Annotated in this window: 13 protein-coding genes and 2 pseudogenes; 7 read left to right on the forward strand and 8 right to left on the reverse strand. The window is 60.3% G+C overall.

Annotated elements, in window-relative coordinates:
• The first annotated feature begins 32 nt into the window (after window positions 1-32).
• The 3 genes from ASB58_RS06745 to ASB58_RS06755 all read left to right on the forward strand — a co-directional run bounded on the left by ASB58_RS06745 (window position 33) and on the right by ASB58_RS06755 (window position 3,554).
• Window positions 33-1,580: an MFS transporter gene (locus ASB58_RS06745; protein WP_118129755.1), complete on the forward strand. Its 1,548-nt coding sequence runs from the start codon at window positions 33-35 to the stop codon at window positions 1,578-1,580.
• A 202-nt stretch (window positions 1,581-1,782) separates the two neighbouring features.
• The gene (locus ASB58_RS06750) at window positions 1,783-2,301 is read left to right on the forward strand and encodes an Hcp family type VI secretion system effector (protein ID WP_083726312.1); all 519 of its coding nucleotides are present in this window, start codon (window positions 1,783-1,785) and stop codon (window positions 2,299-2,301) included.
• Between the two features lie 125 nt (window positions 2,302-2,426).
• Window positions 2,427-3,554, forward strand: coding sequence for a glutathione S-transferase family protein (locus tag ASB58_RS06755; protein WP_118129756.1), 1,128 nt, complete (start codon window positions 2,427-2,429; stop codon window positions 3,552-3,554).
• Here the strand turns inward: ASB58_RS06755 and ASB58_RS06760 are convergent.
• Both ASB58_RS06760 and ASB58_RS06765 read right to left on the reverse strand, forming a co-directional pair.
• Entirely contained in the window at window positions 3,544-4,236 is a 693-nt protein-coding gene (locus ASB58_RS06760; protein WP_181977873.1) for a substrate-binding periplasmic protein, read from the reverse strand. The genes ASB58_RS06755 and ASB58_RS06760 overlap by 11 nt on opposite strands.
• A gap of 193 nt (window positions 4,237-4,429) precedes the next feature.
• Window positions 4,430-5,047: a phosphoribosyltransferase gene (locus ASB58_RS06765; RefSeq protein WP_096005719.1), complete on the reverse strand. Its 618-nt coding sequence runs from the start codon at window positions 5,045-5,047 to the stop codon at window positions 4,430-4,432.
• A 73-nt stretch (window positions 5,048-5,120) separates the two neighbouring features.
• Between ASB58_RS06765 and ASB58_RS06770 the strand changes: the two genes are divergently transcribed.
• The 3 genes and pseudogenes from ASB58_RS06770 (at window position 5,121) to ASB58_RS20505 (ending at window position 7,249) form a co-directional block, all read left to right on the forward strand.
• The gene (locus ASB58_RS06770; protein ID WP_096005718.1) at window positions 5,121-5,690 is read left to right on the forward strand and encodes a phosphoribosyltransferase; all 570 of its coding nucleotides are present in this window, start codon (window positions 5,121-5,123) and stop codon (window positions 5,688-5,690) included.
• Between the two features lie 350 nt (window positions 5,691-6,040).
• Window positions 6,041-6,715: pseudogene (locus ASB58_RS20500) on the forward strand (PAS domain-containing protein); the annotation flags it as partial.
• 78 nt (window positions 6,716-6,793) lie between these two features.
• Entirely contained in the window at window positions 6,794-7,249 is a 456-nt protein-coding gene (locus tag ASB58_RS20505; protein ID WP_268877910.1) for a methyl-accepting chemotaxis protein, read from the forward strand.
• Window positions 7,250-7,315: 66 nt separating this feature from the next.
• Here ASB58_RS20505 and ASB58_RS06780 read toward each other — a convergent pair whose 3' ends face one another.
• Complete coding sequence (locus tag ASB58_RS06780; RefSeq protein ID WP_118129759.1) at window positions 7,316-8,653, reverse strand: DUF1329 domain-containing protein; 1,338 nt, start codon at window positions 8,651-8,653, stop codon at window positions 7,316-7,318.
• 271 nt (window positions 8,654-8,924) lie between these two features.
• On the opposite strand from ASB58_RS06780, the gene ASB58_RS06785 reads away from it, so the two are divergent.
• A complete protein-coding gene (locus ASB58_RS06785) occupies window positions 8,925-10,208 on the forward strand; it encodes a glycerophosphodiester phosphodiesterase family protein (protein ID WP_118129760.1) in 1,284 nt (427 codons plus the stop codon).
• Window positions 10,209-10,236: 28 nt separating this feature from the next.
• Here ASB58_RS06785 and ASB58_RS20510 read toward each other — a convergent pair whose 3' ends face one another.
• The 5 genes and pseudogenes from ASB58_RS20510 to ASB58_RS06805 all read right to left on the reverse strand — a co-directional run bounded on the left by ASB58_RS20510 (window position 10,237) and on the right by ASB58_RS06805 (window position 15,885).
• On the reverse strand, window positions 10,237-11,025 hold the full coding sequence (locus tag ASB58_RS20510; RefSeq protein WP_456239128.1) for a methyl-accepting chemotaxis protein: 789 nt from the start codon (window positions 11,023-11,025) through the stop codon (window positions 10,237-10,239).
• A gap of 81 nt (window positions 11,026-11,106) precedes the next feature.
• Window positions 11,107-11,883: pseudogene (locus tag ASB58_RS20515) on the reverse strand (cache domain-containing protein); the annotation flags it as partial.
• 385 nt (window positions 11,884-12,268) lie between these two features.
• Complete coding sequence (locus tag ASB58_RS06795; protein WP_096005713.1) at window positions 12,269-12,535, reverse strand: YebG family protein; 267 nt, start codon at window positions 12,533-12,535, stop codon at window positions 12,269-12,271.
• Window positions 12,536-12,632: 97 nt separating this feature from the next.
• Window positions 12,633-13,481: an alpha/beta hydrolase gene (locus tag ASB58_RS06800; protein ID WP_118129762.1), complete on the reverse strand. Its 849-nt coding sequence runs from the start codon at window positions 13,479-13,481 to the stop codon at window positions 12,633-12,635.
• A 46-nt stretch (window positions 13,482-13,527) separates the two neighbouring features.
• A complete protein-coding gene (locus ASB58_RS06805; RefSeq protein ID WP_118129763.1) occupies window positions 13,528-15,885 on the reverse strand; it encodes a TonB-dependent siderophore receptor in 2,358 nt (785 codons plus the stop codon).
• Between the last annotated feature and the right edge of the window lie 110 nt (window positions 15,886-15,995).

Below are 15,995 nucleotides of genomic sequence, written 5' to 3' on the forward strand. Positions count from 1 at the left end.
AGGCGTATAAGAGCCGCTTGCAAGGAGCCTCCATGCCCAACATCGCCCGCCCGTCTTCCTCTCTGACTCCCCGTGCCGGCCGCCGTGAATGGCTCGGCCTGGCCGTTCTGGTGCTGCCGACGCTGCTGCTCGCGCTGGATATGACGGTGCTGCATCTGGCGGCGCCGCGGCTGAGCGCTGACCTTGAGCCGTCCAGCGCGGAGCTGCTGTGGATACTGGACATCTACGGCTTTATGGTAGCGGGCTTTCTGATCACCATGGGGACTCTGGGTGACCGTATCGGTCGCCGGCGCCTGCTGCTGATTGGCGCCTGTGCCTTTGGCCTGGCCTCCATTGCAGCGGCCTTTGCCGACTCTGCACTGATGCTGATCATCACTCGGGCGTTGCTGGGTATCGCCGGTGCCACGCTGATGCCCTCGACCCTGGCGTTGATTCGCAACCTGTTTCACGTCGAGCATGAGCGTACGCTCGCCATCACCATCTGGATGACCGGATTTATCGTCGGCAGCGCCATCGGCCCGCTGGTTGGCGGTCTGATGCTGGCGCTGTTCTGGTGGGGCTCGGTGTTTCTGCTGGCAGTGCCGGTGATGGTCTTGCTGTTGCTGGTGGGGCCGTGGCTGCTGCCCGAATCCCGTGATCCGAACGCCGGCAAGCTTGATGTGGCCAGTGCACTGTTGTGCATCAGTGCGGTGTTGCTATTGATCTTCGCGATCAAGGACGGCGCGCGGGACGGCATTAACCTGTTAGCCGTGTTTAGCCTGATTGCAGCATTGGTCACCGGTACGCTGTTTATCCGGCGGCAGCGGCGCCTGGCCGAGCCGATGTTTGATCTGACGCTGTTCAACAAGCCCAGCTTCAGCGTTTCTGTGGCAGCAATGCTGCTGTGCATCCTGGCGCTCTCCGGCAGCTGGCTGATGATTTTCCAGTTTCTGCAGGGCGTGACCGGCCTCAGTGCGTTGCACGCCGGCTTGGTGATGCTGCCTGCTGCTGTATTGCAGACGGCGGCGTCATTGCTGGTGCCAAGGCTCTCGCGCTGGCTCGCGCCAACCCGCCTGATCAGCGGCGGACTGCTGCTGGCAGCCGGTGGACTGGCACTGATGTTGCTCATTCATGCTGACAGCAGCCTGGCATTGATGGTGACAGCCAGTGTGCTGTTGGGCGTTGGGGTGATGCCGATGATGATCATGGGGACGGACCTGGTGATCGGGTCGGCCCCGCCCGAGAAAACCGGCGCGGCCGCTGCCACCTCTGAAACCGCCACCGAACTGGGGATGGCGATGGGTATTGCGGTAATCGGTAGCGTCGGCGCCACTCTGTACCGCCGCAGCATGGAGCAACAGTTGGACGGCGTGCTCGACAGCCATCAGCTGGCGGTAGCCAGCGATACCATTGGCGGTGCCATGGGCGTGTTGTCGCATCTGCCATCGGCGCAACTGGATCAGGTTCACGCCGCAGTCAACAGCAGCTTTACCCTGGCGCTGCACGCCAACGCCATGATTGGCGTGGTGATCATGTTGGGCGCCGCCTTGCTGGTGGCGCTCTGTCTGCGTCAGACGGTCGGTACGGGTAGCGGGCACTGAGGGCTGCACAAGGCAAAGACTTGCGCAAAGGGTGGTGAAAGCTGCGCTATCCGGCAGTGTTGCAGGCATGAATAATGCTGACTCTGTTGTCAGATTTCCTTTCTATCCGCTTGTTTTAAAAGAAGACGTTCTGGTTTGGCATGCGCCTTGTAGTTGATTGGAACCGGACTCACCCGGCAACCCACGCTAGCAAGGAGCAAGCATGCCAACTCCCGCCTATCTCACCATTGAAGGCACCAAACAGGGCCTGATTACCGCCGGCACCTTCACCGAGGACTCGGTCGGCAATATCTTTCAGGAAGGTCATGAAGATCAGGTCCTGGTGCAGGGCTTTGATCATCAGGTGATCATTCCCCGAGATCCGCAATCCGGTCAGCCGACCGGCCAGCGCGTCCACAAGCCGCTGATGATTACCAAGGTATTCGACAAGTCCTCACCGCTGATCTTCAACGCCTTGACCTCGGGCGAGCGCCTGTCGCGTTGTCGCCTGGAGTGGTATCGCACCTCGGCGACAGGTACCCAGGAGCATTACTTCACCATTGAGCTACAGGACGCCATCATCGTGGATGTGCAATCGCATATGCCCAATTGTCAGGACCCGGGCATGGCGCACTTTACGCATCTGGAAGACGTTTACTTCACCTACCGCAAGATTGTTTGGACCCACGAGGTCTCTGGCACCTCGGGCTCCGACGACTGGCGGAGCCCGATCGCAGCCTGAGTCGGTCAGCGGCATCCCTGGTGGCGCAGGGGATGCCGCAGTCGAGACAAGTTTGGTGCTTGTCTCGACAACGGCTCGGCTGGCAGTATCAAACCCCTTGATAACAACAACTCCCGGGGCTTTTGATGACCGCTGCACCCTATCGCCTGTATGGCGCCTCCCACTCCCTGTACACCGGCAAGGTCCGTTGCTACCTGCGCAATCAGGGGATCGATTATCGAGAAGTGCCCACCTGGCATCCTGATTTTGCCGAGCGCATCCTGCCGCGGATCGGACGCGGGATCATACCTGTGCTGGAAACCCCTGAAGGCCAGGTAATCCAGGACAGCATCGATATCATCGACCACCTGGAAGCACAGGGCGTGCCTTTTCCTGTGTATCCGTCAACGCCCCTGCAGCACATTGTGGCTGTCATTATCGAGTACTACGGCTGTCAGGCGATGCTCAAGCATGCCATGCACTACCGCTGGTCGTATCGGGCCGAGCAGGAGGCTTTTTTGCGCTGCGCCTTTACCCTGGGCTCTGGTGCCGACATGGCTGACAAGATCATGGGGCGGATGAACAGCTATTTGCCCCGCCTGGGCGTCAACCAGGCGAGCATTCCGCTGATCGAGCGTTCCTACCATGAGTTGCTGGCGTTGCTCGAAGCACACTTTACACAGGTGCCATACCTGCTCGGGTGGCGCCCATCGATTGCCGACTACGGCCTTATTGCGCCGATGTTTGCGCATCTCGGGCGCGACCCGGTTCCGCTGGCCGTCATGCAGCAACGGGCTCCACGGGTGCACCGGTGGGTGGAGCGCATGACCGCTCCGGGGCTGGACGTGGTCGAGTATCCGCAGCACGCACCTGCCTTTTTTGCCGATGACACACTGCCAGCAACGCTGGAAGCCGTGTTGCGGCACATCGCTGATGAGATATTCCCCGAGCTGACCGACAAGCTGGCGTTTGTGCAGGCCTGGCTTGATGAGCACCAGCCAGTAGATGGCAGCCCCGTCAGTGAACGGCCGCAGATACGGCAGGTCGGTATGGTGCAGACCCGGTTTCGCGGTGCGGATATCGAGGTGGGCGTTGAACCCTATTTGCTATACCTGCTGCAACGCGCCAGCGCGGTCATGCAGGCACAATCCGCTGACAAACAGCAGGCCTTGACCGCCGAGCTCAAGCGCCTTGGCCTGGCTGATGCGCTGCCGGTCCAAGACACCTATCAAGTAGGCCGGCGCGATAACCTGGAATGCTGGCTCAAGGTGTAGTGGCGAAGCTCTGCGGGTTGCCGCGCAGCGGCTGGGGTGCGGCATCAGGCTGACGGTAGGCCTGAAATGCCTGGTCAAACTGTTCAGCAATCTGGCGGGCATGCGGGTTTTTGCGGGAAATCACGTATACCAGCGGCCACTCATCCAGCTTGTGACAGCGGGTACCCTGGAGGGCGTAGTCGCCCATAGCCTCCTGCATCGGATGGCCGTAGCTGATCAGGTAGTCGGCGCGCCCACGCAGCAGCAACTGCATGGCTGCGTGGTTGTTGGGCGCGACGATCGGGGTTCGGCTGTTGCTCGAGAACAAGGTTCTGAGCTGCTCACGGTAGGTGTAACCCCGTATGGTGATGAGTGAGCGGTCCTGCAGATCGGTTAGGGAGTGGACGGCAGGAGAGCGCGTCAGCGCAAAGGCACAGAGTTTGACGCTGATGCCGAGCGGCTGGCTTTCTACCGTAAAGCCTTCAAGCGCAGGCACATTGGGTGAACCGGGCCACAAGTCGATATCGCCCGTGTTCAGCGTGCGGTAGATACGATTGATCGGATAGTTGACCCACTTGACGCGGTAACCGCTCATCGCTGCCAGTTCGTTGGTTAAATCGATGATCGTACCCTGCGCGTTGCCGTTCTCATCGGTATAGGCAATGGGTGGGAAGTGGATATATCCGGCGCGCAGCTCCCGCAATGTCTGTTCCGCGCAGACAACAGGGGCAGCCAGCAAGGTGATCGCAGCGCAGAGCGCAGGCCAAAGCCAGCGCTGCCGTAGTAGCCGTCGACGTATCATTTTTATTTTTCTTTATGATGACAGGGTGCTCGGTCAGAGTAGCCCTGTCAGCGACTGGCGTCGAGGCTGGTCACCCGAATGGGCGATTCGCTCGTTATTCCCGGTTTTTAACTGAATCGAGTATCGGGCTGAGATAAGGCTTGTGGCTGTCGATTTCGCTGCGAGTGAGTCCGTTCATTTCATAGGGAAAGACCAGCCAGTCTTCAGTCGTGTGCAGGCAGAAGTCTGGTTGCACTGCCGTCTTGGCAGCGCCGGCCCGCTTGTACAGGGTGGCGATGCGGGTATCCAGCGGCATGTTGCGCTTGAGCTGCGCATTCAGCTTGCCAAGCACGGCCTGTACGCTATGGCCGGTACCGAAGGCGTCGTCAACGATCAGCAGGCGATCATCCTGATTGAGGTTGTCCAGCAGATAGTGGGTGCCATGCACGCGGATCTCGGCCTCGGGTGCCGCCACCATTGCATCGTAGTGCTCCATGCCACGGTAGGACGTGCGCAGCGCAATGTGATCGGTTTTGACGCCGAGGGTTTGCAGGCACTCTTGCACATAGATACCGACGGTGCTGCCTCCGCGCCAGAGGCCGACAATGAAATTGGGGCGAAAACCACTCTCGAAAATTTGCACGCCAAGCCGGAAGGCATCTTCAATGAGTTGGTTCTCGTCCAGAAAACGGCGGTTGCGCGGACGTTGTTGAAGGGTGTCTGATGGGTTCATGGCTTGCCAGGCTACTCTCTCTGGTGTGATCATTGCGCGCTTTGGTGACGCTTGCGGAGAAGCTTACGTTCTTATGGCCGAGAAACAATACCTGAGTGCACAAAGCTTGCTCGAAGATGCCTTCAAGCTGGCGGCACAGATACTCAATTCAGACTTTCGTCCCACCTTCATGATTGCGGTCTGGCGTGGCGGCGTGCCGATGGGTATCGCAGTGCAGGAGTTTCTCGACTATCACGGTGTGCACACCGATAACATCGCGATTCGTACTTCCTCCTACCACGGTATTGATCAGCAAGAAAAAGAGGTGCGCGTGCACGGCCTGAACTACTTGGTCAAGCACGTGACTCACGAGGATTCGCTGCTGATCGTGGATGACGTATTTGACACCGGTCGCTCGGTTGAGGCGATTATCCAGGAGTTGAAGAACAAGGCGCGCCTGAATACGCCGCACGACATTCGCGTAGCCGTGCCTTACTACAAACCCGGTCGCAATGAGCTCGACTGGGAACCGCATTTCTATCTTCACAGCACCGATGCCTGGCTAAAATACCCGCATTCTCTTGAGGGGCTCGGCACCGACGAGATCAAGGCCAATCGTCCCGCGCTGTATGACATCCTGAAGCCGCACTTAAAACCTGCCTGATCGCCAACAATCTGCTATAGCTTGGTGGACTGCCGCCCCGCAATGCGGTGGCAGTCGCGCTATATCGCCTTGCAATTGACCTTGCAGGTGTCTGTAATTGCCATTTTATATAGCTGCAGAACCCTGTGATCGCGCTTTGAAATAAAGCATGCTGTGCGCCACATAATTTGAAACAAATAGGACTTTTGTACTGTATCCGGCGGGATGCAGTCACCATATGATGGCACCGTGCCTTTACCTACACTCAAGAGCGCGCTTATATGTTCAATAACAAATTGAAAGATATGTATAAGTCGCAGGGACGTGACCTGGCCGAGCAGAAAGCTCAAATCACAGCGTTGAAAACCCACATGGCCTGCCTCGAATGCACGCCTGACGGGCACATAACCGACGCCAACGGTCCCATGCTCGCGCTGTTGGGTTACCCCCGCGAGCGGCTGGTGGGGCAGCTTCACAGCCAACTGTGCGATCAGGATGATGGCGTCACACAGCGTCAGTTCTGGGGCGCTCTGGCGCAGGGGCAGGCGTGCGCAGGCACCTATCGTCGTTTGCGGGCAGATGGTCGAGGCCTGTGGCTGGAGGCCACCTACGTTCCGGTGCCGGACGCTGACGGCAGAGTATCCAAGGTAGTGATGCTGGCCTCCGATGTGTCTGCCGAGCGCCGTGCCGGGCTGGATCAGCAAGCGCAGATGACGGCGCTGAACAAATCGCTTGCGGTGATCGAGTTCACTCCGCAGGGCGAGATCATCACCGCCAACAGCAATTTCCTGGCCGCTGTCGGCTACTCGTTGCCGCAGATCAAGGGCAAGCACCACCGCATTTTCTGTACCGACACCTTCTATCAGCAGAACCCGAACTTCTGGCTTGAACTGGGGCGCGGTGAGTTCAAGGGCGGGCAATTTGATCGCCTCGACAGCCAAGGCCGGATTATTTGGCTTGAGGCGACCTATAACCCGATCTTTGACGAGCAAGGCAAGGTCACCAAAGTGGTGAAATTTGCCAGTGATATTACTGAGCGGGTAGAGCAGAACCAGGCAGTGCGGCAGGCGGCGGAAGTGGCCAGCAGCACCTCAGAAGAAACGGCTGCTATCGCTGAGCAAGGGATGTCGTCGTTACAGACAGCGGTGGATACCTCCGTTCAGATCGCCGCCCAGGTGGCCGACGCGACCGCCCTGATTGCGCAGCTCAACGCCCAGTCCAAGAATATCGAGGAAATTGTCGCGACCATCTCAGCGATTGCCGACCAGACCAACCTGCTGGCTCTCAACGCGGCTATCGAGGCGGCACGGGCTGGTGATCAGGGGCGGGGCTTCGCCGTGGTGGCAGATGAAGTGCGGCAGCTAGCGGCGCGTACCAGCAAGTCGACATCACAAATTGCCGAGGTGGTACAGCGCAACCGCGAGTTGACGCGCAAGGTAACCGAGACCATCGATTCTGTCAGCGTGACCGCAGAGGAGGGGAGCGAGCGCACGCGGCAGGTCAGCTCGATCATGCAGGAAATTCATCAGGGCGCGGAGAACGTCTGCCGCACTACCGCAGGCTTGCTGAACGCCAGGTAGCCAACCCAGCGCGTGCCGATCGAGTGGGGCGACCGGCAGGTACATTGCGTACCTGCCGGCATCTGCTCAGTTCCCCGAGCGGCGCAGGGCCTGAGGCGAGAAGTCGCGCGGAGTCAGGTTGGCGTCGAAGTCGTACATCGGCTCGTTGTTGTCCAGCCCGTCGACGAAGTAGTTGTTGTCCTGCAGGTGGTACAGGGTTTCCAGCGTGCTGCCGAACATCGGCACGTCGTAATAATTGATCGGGTGACTTTCCTGCAGCCCGATCAACTCACCATCCTTGTCGCGCAAATCCACTGCCAGAATCTGCCAACTGTCCTCATCGATATAGAAGCGGCGGGCAGCATAGGGGTGGCTGTAACCGGTGCGCAAGGCCGCCTCGACAATCCATACCCGGTGCAGCTCATAGCGCAGCAGCTCGGGGTTGAGGGTGCGCGGCAATACGATCTGGTCGTAGGAGATACCTTTCTGGTGCACCGCATAGCTGTTGTAGGGCACCAGCATTTCCTGCTTGCCAACCAGGGTCCAGTCATAGCGATCCGGCGCGCCATTGAATGAGTCAACTACGTCGGCAGTGGCCAGATCACTGGTGTCGGGTTGTACCGAGTCATAGGCGAGCAGCGGCAGGCGACGCACTCGACGGCTATCCGGGCTGTAACGCCAGGCACGGCGCGTGGTCAGCACCTGATCCAGCGGGTCCTGGATCACCAGTGCGGTACCTGCCAGCTTAGCCGGCGCAGTAACCACGTACTTGTAGTAGAGCAGGGTATTGTCAAGCTCGGCGGTGGTCATGCCTTCGCGGTTGTAAACGTAGTAGATCGCTCGATCACGCTTGATCAGGTTGCTGTTGCCGTTGATGACCACAGCCTGGTTGTTGATGAAGTGGGTGTTTTCGCCCTTGTAATGCAGGATATGGTTCCAGATGACCTCCATGCCCTCCTGCGGAATCGGGAAGGGAATGCCCGCAGCAGCGCCGCGAATACCGTTGCCGTTGGCGATCAGCTCTGCACGGGTGGCATTTTCGCGGGTGGCGCGGTAGATACGCTGCGGATTCGACACACTGCGGCGGCTGGGAAATACCCGCAGATGGTAGTCGGCGTGGCGAGTCAGCAGGTCGGCCAGGCCGGCGGGCAACTGGTGCTGATATTGCGCCAGGTTGCTGACATCAACGCGGTAGAGCTCCCGGTCTTGAGCGTAGGGGTCAGGGTGGTGCATGCCGGGTTGATAGCCCGGCGGCGGGGTAACACCGCCGGTCCATGCGGGAATGCTGCCGTCGGCATTGGCTGCCTGTTCGGCGCCGAGTGGGGTGAGATCGCGTCCAAGGCGTTCAGCTTGGGCTGCATCGACCTTGGCTTGTGCCTGGGTCGCAGCGAAGACCAGTGCAACGGTGGCAAACATCCTGTACATGAGCTGGCTCCTTGCAAACGGGTCGGGGCACCACGGCGTCGGACCGGATTGCGGCGGGGATATGAATGAGCGAAACCCGCTGAAACGGGCGCGCGGATTGTATCGCTATTCGGCGAACTGCCACGACCCGGGTACAAAAAGTTACGTTGAATGTGTCAATGTGCGACCTTTGTCACACGCAAGGGGTTGGTCGCCTGTGCTTCACCAGACTGTCACGAGCGCCGGGTGAGGCTGGCAGCGTGGTACTCCCATGACTCAGACGGAGCCTGATATGACACCCTCTGCATTGACCTTGTCGTTGTTGCTCGCCGGTGCGGCGAGCGCCTTGAGTTTTCCTGCGTTTGCTGGCGGGCCCGAGCGCGGATATGAGCGCGATGACCGCCGTGGCGAGCATCGCCACGAACGTGGCCACCAGTCCGTTCAACTTGGCCCACGGCCGCAGTGGCTGGTTGATGACATGGACGACAGCCACCTCAAGCGCCGCCTGCAGCGCTGTGATGTGAACAAGCCGCGCTCCTCGCGCTTCTCTATTGGCCATCGCGGCGCGCCGCTGCAGTTCCCGGAGCACACCCGCGAGTCCTATATTGCAGCAGCGCGCATGGGCGCAGGGATTCTGGAGTGTGACGTCGCCTTCACCAAGGATCGGGAGCTGGTATGTCGTCACGCCCAGAATGACCTGCATACCACTACCAACATCGTTACCATTCCCGAGCTCAACGCCAAGTGCACGCAACCCTTCGTGCCCGCTGACCCCGCGACCGGTACCCAGGCACAGGCCGAGTGCCGCACCAGCGATATTACCCTGGCCGAGTTCAAACAACTGGAAGGCAAGATGGACGCCTTCAATCCGGATGCGACAACCCCTGAACAGTATGTGCAGGGCACGGCCGACTGGCGCACCGACCTGTATGCCAGCCGCGGCACACTGATGACCCACCAGGACAGCATCGAACTGTTCAAACGCCTTGGCGTGCACATGACGCCCGAGCTGAAAACGCCGGTTGTAGAGATGCCTTATGAGGGCGACTACAGCCAGCAGGATTACGCGCGTCAGATGTTGCAGGATTATCTGGATGCCGGCGTCAGCCCACGCAAGGTCTGGCCGCAGTCCTTTCAATTGAACGATGTGCTGTTCTGGATAAACGAGATGCCGGCCTTTGCCGACCAGGCGGTCTTTCTCGATGAATCGCCCGTTACACCGGACACGGCTTCGCTAGCCTACATGGAGTCACTCAGGGCGCAGGGCGTCAAGGTGCTGGCACCCGCCATCTGGAAGATGCTGACCCTGAATGGACGCGGTGACATTGTGCCCTCGGAATACGCGGAGAATGCGCGCGCCGCCGGTCTGGACATGATCGCCTGGTCACTGGAGCGCTCGGGACCGCTGGCTGATGGTGGTGGCTGGTACTACCAGAGCATCAGCGAGGCGATCAACAACGACGGCGATATGTATGAAGTGGTTGACGTGCTGGCGCGTGATGTTGGCGTGATCGGCATTTTCTCCGACTGGCCGGCCACCGTAACCTGGTACGCCAACTGTATGGGTTTCAGATAGCGTTGGGCGGCTAAGACGCGCTGGACCTTCAGCGGGAGCTGCTGGTCTTGAATTGACTGATCAACTGGTCCAGCTGCTGCGCTGCATCAGTCAACTGCTGGGTGTTGCGCGCGGTGTCCTGCAGCTCGCGCAGCACCCGATCCCCGAGGTTGCTGAGCTGGCCGAGACTGGCGGAAATCTCGGTACTGGTGCGTGACTGTTGCTCTGCGGCGGCGGCAACCTGACTGGTCATGTCGGTGATGGTGTCGACCGAGCCGGCAATGGATTGCAGCGCCGAGCGCGAGTTTTCAACCTGTTGTTGCAAGTCTTCGGATTGTCGATAGCTGTCAGCCATCGAGCTGACCGCTTTGGCGGTACCGGCCTGCAGCGAATCAATAATGCTGCGGATCTCATCGGTCGAAGCCTGAGTGCGGCTGGCCAGGGTGCGCACTTCATCTGCCACCACCGCGAACCCGCGACCTTGTTCGCCGGCGCGTGCGGCTTCAATCGCAGCATTCAGGGCCAGCAGGTTGGTTTGCTCGGCAACGGCGCGAATAACGCCCAGTACCGAATCGATAGTGTGTGACTGTGCGTTCAGCTCGCTCACGGCCTCACCGGCGTGGGTGATATCGTCGGCCAGCTTCTGCATGGAGTGGCTGGTGGCATCGGCCGTCTGCCGACCATCAGCGGTGTGACGGTTGGCCTGTCTGGCGGCGTCGGCGGAATCGGACATGCGTTGGGCCACTTCGTCCGAGGTCGCGCTCATTTGCTCCACCGCGGAGGCGATGGTGTCGAGTTCACTGTTCTGCTGGTTGTAGGAGGCTTCTGCCGTGCTCATTGCGATACCAACGTCGCCCGCAATACGCCGGTTGCGTGCGACCACCTCGCGCAGGTCATCAATCACCTGTGCCAGGCGGTCAGTGAACGCATTGAAGCTCCTGGCGAGGCCGCTGACTTCGTCATTGCCGCTGGCGTCCAGATGGCGCGAGAGATCGCCCTCGCCGCCAGCGATATCCTGCATCGCCGCAACCGCCTGAGCCAGTGGTCGGCTGACGCTCAGGGCGATGAGCAAGTTCACGGCGACCAGCAGCAACAGGCCGAGTGCCGCCAGGCTCAACTTGGGCAGCATGTCAGCCCAGAACGCCTCGGCCACATCATCCAGATAGATTCCCGAGCCCAGTATCCAGCCCCAGGGCGCAAAGCCCGCGACATAGGAAATCTTGGGCACCGGGTCTGTGACGCCCGGTTTGGGCCACATGTAATCGACAAAACCGGCCGACTGCCCCTTGACCACGTCGACCATCTCGCGAAACAGGTATTTGCCGTTGGGATCTTTGATGTCAGCGACGCTGTTGCCAACCAGCTGGGTGCTGAAAGGGTGCATGATCATCTGCAGGTCGTTGGAATGCACCCAGAAGTAGTCATTGCTGCCATAGCGCAGGGACTGCAAGGTAGCAGCAGCCTGTTGCTGGGCCTGCTGCTGGGTTAGCTCGCCGCTTTGCTGACGCTGGTAGAAATGCTCGATCACCCCCATCGCGGATTCGACCAGGTGCTGGGTCTTCAGCGCGCGGCCATCAAGCAGGGTTTGGCGATGATCCAGCGCGAAGGCGGTGACCAGCCCGAGCACGATCAACAGCACCAGCAGGGTGACGGCAACCAGGCGCTGAAGGATGGTAAAGCGGCGCAGCATGTTCATGACGATAGCTCCAGACCGAGGGACGGTTGCGTCAGACCACCCTGAGGCAGGCGCGCTGCCGTTTTAATGCTCTTGCCCTAAGCCTAGCAGTCGGCTGTCAAAGTGCTATGGCAGGGAGCGTTGCGGAGTCATGCCTGGAGAGTAAACAGGGCTGTTGGGACTAATGCCTGCCGCCAACAGCTTTTGCCAATCGGCCCGATTGGCTCATTTGATTTCTCGTGATGCGCTGCAAACGGCAGTATTTGCCCATGCCAACAACGCTCTAAGGGAGAGACAGCATGAGCATGCTCAAACGTTTTATTCAGCGTCCTGCCAGCAAGCCGCAACAGCCGGCGCCACAGGATCACCCCAACTTCTGGATGTACTGATATCACGCCGCCGGGACTCAGGCCTCGGCGGCGGCGTCCGAGGTCAGCTCAGCCAGCGCGTCTGGGCTGCTCTTGAAGGCCTTGGCGAATATGTCGCGGTGGCGGGCCATGTAGATGCTGACATCGTCGGCCAACTGCTCGCCCAAACCGGGCACAGCGCTTTGCAGTACCTCGGCCAGTGTCTCGGCCAGTTCCAGCATCTTGTCATGACGGTCGGCTTGGGCTTTATCCATGAACAGGCGCTCCGGGTCTCTGCTGCTGCGATATACGATTTCAACGGCCATACACACCTCTGGCTGGTCGGCAATGTCTTCGGGCACGGCCGGCTGGCCGCTGCACGCATTGTACTGGATGTAAATACAGTATCAAGAGCTGATTTTGTCAGCGCCGTCGATTGCTGAACACCTGCTCCAGTACCAGCGACGGAATGCGGTAGGGGAGCGACATGTGGTCCTCGCCCTCGATCACCTGCTCGCTGACACGCAGTCCGTGTATCGACAAAGGTTGCAGTCGAGCAGCCAGCCCACGGGCGTCTTCGCGTGTGGCCGGTGCGTCTCGCTCGGCAGTGATCAGCGCCAGGCTAGTGTGGGTCACCAACTCTGACCGAGCCTGGACCTGATGAACAAAGGCGCGCTCATGCTGCAGCAGAAAACGATCACTCCACCACTGACTGGGGCTGGCGGCTACCAGGTGATCGAACAGCGTGGGGCGGGTGAACAGGGTGTAGAGCGCAAACATGCCACCAAAGGAATGGCCGAACAGGCTTTGCTGATGCGGGTCGACACTGAATCGCTCGGCGACGGCGGGCATCAATTGCTGTTCGATAAAGTCCAGCAGTTCGTCCTGGCCACCCTGTGGCGGGTCGTTCAGATCGGCTGGCGCCGGCGGGGAAAAATCATAGGAGCGACGCAAAAAGTTCAGCGGGTCGCTGCCGGGGTAGGCAATGCCAACGATGATGCTTTGGCGATAGGCTTTTAGCCCCCGTTTGGCGGCGTGAAATCCGGGAAAGTAGGCGTTGGCGTCCAGTATGTAGAGCACCGAGCGGGCGCCGGTCCAGGGCAGCTCGCCCTCAGGCAGGCTGACCATGATGCGATAGGGCGTGCCGGCGGCGTTGTGCATCAGCCACTGCTCGGTGCCGTCGAGCTTGACGGCCGGGGTCTCGGGGGGATTGGCAAACACAGGCAGACTGCAGAGCAATATCAGCAGTGCGGTGCAACAGGAGCGAAGCATGGGGAAACTCCGAATGCCCCGCGCGGCGGGCGCGGGGCGATGAGGATTACCAGCGGTAGCTGAGGCTGCCGATCAGGGAGCGGCCCTCGCCGCGATAGCAGTAGCCGTCCTGGCAGTTGATGTACTGCTTGTCGCTAAGGTTGCGTGCGTTGACCGCGAGTCTTACGCCGTCCATGTCGCCACTAAAGTCATGATGCACGCTGGCGTCGAACAGGGTGTAGTCCTCGCTCTTGGTGGTGTTGGCATCGTTGCCATACACGCTACCGGTATAGCGCGCGCCAGCGCCAAAACCGAGTCCGAACGGAAGCTGGTAGTCCAGCCACAGCGAGGCCAGGTGGTGCGGCACGTCCTTGGGATCGTTACCCTCGTCACCGTCGTTGCTCTTGGTGATTTCCGGATCGTTGTAGCTGTAGCTGGCCGTCATGTGCAGGCGCTCGCTGAGGTCGGCCACCGCTTCCAGCTCAAGACCCTTGGAAACCTGTTCACCGGTTTGCACGGTGTTGAGCGGGTCGTACGGGTCGCGGGTTGAGACGTTCTGCTGGGTCAGGTGGTAGAGCGATGCGGTGAGCATGGCGCTGGAGCCGGGCGGCTGGTACTTGAGGCCGACTTCATACTGCTTGCCTTCGGTGGGCTTGAGCGGGCCGTCGGCGTTGCTCCCGCTCTGTGGCATGAAGGATTCGGCGTAGCTTGCGTAGGGGGCTAGACCGCTGTCAAACAGGTACAGCGCGCCAAGCTGGTAGGTGGTGGCGGAGTCGCTGGTCTTGCCGTCAGCGCCGTACAGGTTGTCACTGGTGCGAGTATGTACCCAATCGCGACGCAGGCCGAACGACAGACGCCAGCGGTCGAGTCGGACCTGGTCCTGCAGATAGATGCCGCTGCGCTGGGTCAGGTTGTCCTGGTCCGCCAGCAGGCTGCTGGGCTTGCTGACCGGTTGATGGTAATCCGGGGCGTTCATATCGATGGAGGGCGCAGGGCCGGAGGCATATTGAACCGAACCGTCGAACCAGCTGTAGTCCCAGCCGGTGAGCAGGGTGTGCTGCAGCTCGCCGGTAGCGAAGCGGCTGACCAGGCGAGTGTCGCTGCTGACCGAGTCCATGTCCTCATACACGCCCACCGCGTAGCGATCCATCACACCGTTGGTGATGGTGCCGTCGGGCTGCAGGTATTGATTGGTGGTGTCGATCTGCCCGTAGCGCAGGTTTTGCTGGAGGGTAAAGGTATCGTTGAAGGCGTGCTCGAATTCGTAGCCGAGGGTCCACTGGCGCTGTTCCAGCTTGTCGAAGTACTCGTCGCCCTGCCAGAAGTCGGTAAGGTGGTCGCCGTCCTGATAGAGCATCGGCGAGGCAGCGGTCTCGCGCTCCTGGTACTGGGCGAGGACGGTGAGGTTGGTGTCTGGGCTGATTTGCCAGGACAGTGATGGTGCCAGCAGACGTACATCGTTATTCAGTTGCTCGATATCGTACTCGGCGTCGCGGTACACACCGATGGTGCGCAATAGCACGTTGCCGTTCGCGTCCAGCTGGCCGCCAACGTCGAACTGCCCTTGGCGATGCTGGTTGTTGCCGCCCTGGATCTCGACCTCATTACTGGCCTCCAGGCTCGGCCGTTTGCTCACCCGGTTGACCATGCCGCCGGGGCTGATCTGGCCGTAGAGTACGGAGGCTGGCCCCTTGAGCACTTCGATTCGCTCCAAGGTATAGGCTTCCACGCCGTAGATCGACAGCCAGCCGTTATAGGGTTGGCGCAAGCCGTCGAGAAAGTCGGCGGACATGGTCGTTTCAAAGCCGCGCACGTTGATCTGGTCGAAGCGCGGATCAAGGCCGGAGCTGCCGATGCGTACACCGGCGGTATAGGCGACGGCGTCCTCTACGCGGTCAACCTTGCGATCGGCAATCTGCTCGGCGGTCACAACGCTGATGCTTTGTGCGGTTTCCAGAATGGGCGTGTCGGTCTTGGTGGCGCTTCGGCTGACCGTCGCGTGGTAGCCTTCAGCCGGTGCGACGCCACTTTGCTGCATGGCCTGACCTTCAACCGTCAGTGGCGCAAGCTCGTAACTGCTGTCGTCCGCAGTGGCAAGAATCACATAGCCCGCGCTGCCTTGACGGGCGATCAGCCCGGTGCCGGCCAGTAGCTCGTTGAGCGCCGCTTCAACGCTGACGGCGCCGTCCAGGCCGGGGCTGCGCAGCCCTTGTACCAGTTCGGGAGCGTACGACAGGGTAATGCCGCTGCGTTGGGCGAAGGTGCTCAGGCTAGTGGCCAGGTTGCCGGCTGGAATCTGCAGGCTCTGTAGCTGCGCACTGGCGAGAGGGGCGGCATACAGCGGCGGGGCACTGGCGGCGGCGATCGCCAAACAGAGTGCCGAGGCGCTGAGGGTGAGGCGGGACTGAGTACTGGCGCGGGACATGTACGGCTCCATCGTGGTGTTGTTAGCCTCTAAACCGAACGAGACGCAAAACCCCGACAAAAAATTCTGTTTTTTTTGCAAATACTACGTTTCAGGCTGGCACTGCTTTT

The sequence above is a fragment of the Pseudomonas abyssi genome (assembly GCF_003444685.1).
In the GTDB taxonomy this organism is placed as follows: Bacteria; Pseudomonadota; Gammaproteobacteria; order Pseudomonadales; family Pseudomonadaceae; genus Halopseudomonas; species Halopseudomonas abyssi.

Excerpts from the sequence above, each read along its gene's own strand:
- ASB58_RS06745 (WP_118129755.1), top strand. The coding sequence starts at position 33 with ATGCCCAACATCGCCCGCCCGTCTTCCTCTCTGACTCCCCGTGCCGGC.
- ASB58_RS06750 (WP_083726312.1), top strand. The coding sequence starts at position 1,783 with ATGCCAACTCCCGCCTATCTCACCATTGAAGGCACCAAACAGGGCCTG.
- ASB58_RS06755 (WP_118129756.1), top strand. The coding sequence starts at position 2,427 with ATGACCGCTGCACCCTATCGCCTGTATGGCGCCTCCCACTCCCTGTAC.
- ASB58_RS06765 (WP_096005719.1), bottom strand. The coding sequence starts at position 5,047 with ATGAACCCATCAGACACCCTTCAACAACGTCCGCGCAACCGCCGTTTT.
- ASB58_RS06770 (WP_096005718.1), top strand. The coding sequence starts at position 5,121 with ATGGCCGAGAAACAATACCTGAGTGCACAAAGCTTGCTCGAAGATGCC.
- ASB58_RS20505 (WP_268877910.1), top strand. The coding sequence starts at position 6,794 with ATGTCGTCGTTACAGACAGCGGTGGATACCTCCGTTCAGATCGCCGCC.
- ASB58_RS06780 (WP_118129759.1), bottom strand. The coding sequence starts at position 8,653 with ATGTACAGGATGTTTGCCACCGTTGCACTGGTCTTCGCTGCGACCCAG.
- ASB58_RS06785 (WP_118129760.1), top strand. The coding sequence starts at position 8,925 with ATGACACCCTCTGCATTGACCTTGTCGTTGTTGCTCGCCGGTGCGGCG.
- ASB58_RS20510 (WP_456239128.1), bottom strand. The coding sequence starts at position 11,025 with ATGAGCACGGCAGAAGCCTCCTACAACCAGCAGAACAGTGAACTCGAC.
- ASB58_RS06795 (WP_096005713.1), bottom strand. The coding sequence starts at position 12,535 with ATGGCCGTTGAAATCGTATATCGCAGCAGCAGAGACCCGGAGCGCCTG.
- ASB58_RS06800 (WP_118129762.1), bottom strand. The coding sequence starts at position 13,481 with ATGCTTCGCTCCTGTTGCACCGCACTGCTGATATTGCTCTGCAGTCTG.
- ASB58_RS06805 (WP_118129763.1), bottom strand. The coding sequence starts at position 15,885 with ATGTCCCGCGCCAGTACTCAGTCCCGCCTCACCCTCAGCGCCTCGGCA.